Origin of the sequence: uncultured Methanofollis sp. (assembly GCF_937919355.1) — an archaeon.
Lineage (GTDB): Archaea > Halobacteriota > Methanomicrobia > Methanomicrobiales > Methanofollaceae > Methanofollis.
This window is the reverse complement of record NZ_CALFSA010000082.1, coordinates 1-2,951: the sequence shown is the minus strand read 5'-3', so window position 1 is coordinate 2,951 and position 2,951 is coordinate 1. Positions and strand designations below refer to the sequence as shown.

2 protein-coding genes, 1 tRNA gene and 1 pseudogene are annotated in these 2,951 nt (G+C 62.4%); 3 read left to right on the top strand and 1 reads right to left on the bottom strand.

The genetic code is table 11. The features are described 5' to 3' along the window. Positions 1–47: 47 nt before the first annotated feature. Positions 48–121 (bottom strand) — tRNA-Lys (locus Q0520_RS03710). A gap of 87 nt (positions 122–208) precedes the next feature. On the opposite strand from Q0520_RS03710, the gene Q0520_RS03705 reads away from it, so the two are divergent. The 3 genes and pseudogenes from Q0520_RS03705 to Q0520_RS03695 form a co-directional block, all read left to right on the top strand. Next, a complete protein-coding gene (locus Q0520_RS03705) occupies positions 209–1,678 on the top strand; it encodes a DHH family phosphoesterase (RefSeq protein WP_298666770.1) in 1,470 nt (489 codons plus the stop codon). Next, positions 1,668–2,288, top strand: coding sequence for a 6-hydroxymethylpterin diphosphokinase MptE-like protein (locus tag Q0520_RS03700; protein ID WP_298666767.1), 621 nt, complete (start codon positions 1,668–1,670; stop codon positions 2,286–2,288). The genes Q0520_RS03705 and Q0520_RS03700 overlap by 11 nt, the downstream gene beginning before the upstream one ends. Next, a pseudogene (locus Q0520_RS03695) lies at positions 2,278–2,951 on the top strand (radical SAM protein); the annotation flags it as partial. The gene Q0520_RS03700 and the pseudogene Q0520_RS03695, both read left to right, overlap by 11 nt.

Genomic DNA, 2,951 nt, shown 5'->3' with positions numbered 1-2,951 from the left:
TGCGGCAACACAGCGAATGAATACACAGAAGAGACGAATACAAAGAACGGGCCTGAAGGGATTTGAACCCCTGGCCTGCGGATTAAGAGTCCGCCGCTATGCCTGACTAAGCTACAGGCCCCTGTACTTTGACTCTACCATATTGGGTGCGATTCCATATAAACATTGCGTCGATGGTTTGTTATTCCCGGAGATACCATACTCCTTGATGGCCGATGCGGCTGTGCCCGGATCTCCCGGGAAGATCGTGAAATACCTCGTATGCGGCTGCGGCAGCACGGGATACAACGTTGTTGAGGAGCTGCTCAAGGAAACTGACTCAATATTAATCCTCGACCGGGACGAGAAGCGCGTCGAAGACCTCCGAGATCAGAAATACGACGCTATTGTCCGGGATATGAAAGAACCAAACGCTTTTGACGATTTGCCTGTTCCTGAAGTCATTTTTGTCCTCTCCAACGACAAAGATGCCAACCTCTCGGCAGTGCGGACCACAAAAGCAAAATATCCTCTTGCACATGTAATAGCCCGCGCCCCCGACCCGGTGGGCAAGGACATGCTTGAGAACGCAGGGGCCGATGTCGTCCTCTATCCGCAGGAAGTCATCGCCAAGACCGCCGTCCACCATATCAGGAGGCTCGCCGCCTCGCGCATTGCGCGGCGTCTCTCCGCTCTCCTCGGTTCCTGGGAGGGGACTCTCGGGATCGTCGCCCACACGAACCCTGACCCCGACTCGGTATCGAGCGCGATGGCCCTCGCGGCGATCGCCCACGACGCCTCCGGCGGAAAACTCATCTCCCGTATCCTCTATGACGGCAATATCGGCCACCAGGAGAACAGGGCTTTCGTCAACCTCCTTGATATCAAGATGGAGAAGATCACCCCTGAGATCCTCGCCGCCTGCGACCACCTCGCCCTCGTCGACTCTACTGCGCCTGGTTCGAATAATGCCCTCGGCAAGGAGGCCCGGGTGAATGTCATCATCGACCACCACAAGAACGGCACCCACGACACCACCAAGGTCGAGTTCGTGGATATCAGGCCGGGCATGGGGGCGACGGCAAGCATCCTGACGCAATACCTCCAGGAACTCGACCTCCCGGTGAACACGAAGGTGGCGACCGCGCTCCTCTACGGGATACGGGCAGATACCCGCGACTTCAGGCGGAACATCACGCCGCAGGACCTCAACTACGCCGCTTTCCTCCTGCCCCTCACCGACCGCGACATCCTGGACAAGATCATGTCCCCGTCCGTCTCGCAGGAGACTCTTGACGTCCTCGGAAATGCGATACGGAACCGCGAGGTCGTCTCCGGCTATCTTTTCACGAATGTTGGCTATCTCCGCAACAGGGACGCGGTGCCGCAGGCCGCCGACATCCTGATCAGTCTCGAAGGGGTAAACACCGCCATCGTCTACGGGGTCACCGACACGAACATCGTCTTCTCGGCGCGGAACCGGGATATCAGGATCCATATCGGTAAGGTGCTGGAGGAGGCATTCACCGGGATCGGTGAGGCCGGCGGGCACGCAAACATGGCGGCGGCCACCATCCCTCTCACCTATTTCTCGATGGTCAAGGAGAAGGAGGAACTCCTCGACCTGATCATCGACCCGATCCTGAAAAAGGTTCGTCGGATCGTCGGTCTGGAGAACGAGGCCAAGCATGAAGTTTGAGGAGTGGGAACCCCTCTACGAGGAGATCCTGGACTATTTTGCCTTTGACCGTGCAGGCGACGAGGAGGCGGCGCGTCTCCTCGCCTCCATCCTCCCCCACGACGATCTCGCTGCCCTCGAAGCCCTCTGCAGGGGGAAGACGGTCACCGTCTGCGGGAACGCGCCCTCCCTTCCCCGCGAGATCGGGGGGATCGAGGGGACGGTCTTTGCGGCCGACGCCGCCGCTGACGTGCTATATGCACGGGGCATCAGGCCAGACGCCGTCTTCACCGACCTCGACGGTGCGACTGACGCCCTGATCGAGATGAATAGGGAGGGGACGGTCGTCGTCGTCCATGCCCACGGCGACAACATCCCCCTCCTCCGTCACTGGGTTTTGAAATTGCCCGGTCCTCTTGTCGGGACGACGCAGGCCGCCCCCTTCGGCCGCATCCACAACTTCGGGGGATTCTCCGACGGCGACCGCGCGGCCTTCGCCGCCCACGCCCTCGGTGCGGTGTGCGTCTCCCTTGTCGGTTTCGACCTCGACGATCCCGGTGTCGACCCGGTGAAGCGGGGCAAACTTGCATGGGCGCGGCGTCTCCTCGCCATCCTCGGCCATGACATCTGACGCCGTCATCCTGGACGGGTACGTGGACGAACCGGCATGTCTCGGCGTCCCCCCGTATGTCTCCCCCTATATCAGGTACTGCGCCGGCGTCCTTGCCGAACATGGCTATACGGTCAGGTACACGACGATCGATGCCGTCCGGAAGGACCCGGCGGTCCTCGGGACCTTCCACGACGCCTCCCTTCTCCTGGTGATCGCCGGCATCACGGTGCCGGGGAAGTACCTTGCGGGGACGCCCGCCACTCTCACTGAACTCTCCCAGATCGGTGTGCAGGTCCGCGGCCCCCTGAAGGTGCTCGGCGGGCCTATCGGTTTCGGCTACTCCCCGCAGGGGGGGAAGAAGGCCGTCGAGGCGGCAGCGGCGGGGTTCGATCACCTCCTCGGGGGTTCGCCCTCCACCGCCCTCGACTCTCTCCTCTCCGGCGGGGAACCGACCGGCACAGCGGAGTACGCCGAGATCGACCGCTGGAGCGTCCTCGGCGCCCCGGTGATCAGGCAGCACCCCTTCTTCCCGCGGGTGATGTGCGAACTGGAGACGGCGCAGGGGTGCTCCCGCGCCGCCGGTGGCGGGTGCTCCTTCTGCACCGAACCCTTCTACGGCCTGCCGCGCTACCGCTCCGCCGCCGGCGTCGCTGCTGAGGTGGCGGCACTCTATGCGGCGGG

What these genes read in the sequence shown, in the direction of transcription:
- Q0520_RS03705 (WP_298666770.1), top strand. Translation starts at nt 209, where the DNA reads ATGGCCGATGCGGCTGTGCCCGGATCTCCCGGGAAGATCGTGAAATAC.
- Q0520_RS03700 (WP_298666767.1), top strand. Translation starts at nt 1,668, where the DNA reads ATGAAGTTTGAGGAGTGGGAACCCCTCTACGAGGAGATCCTGGACTAT.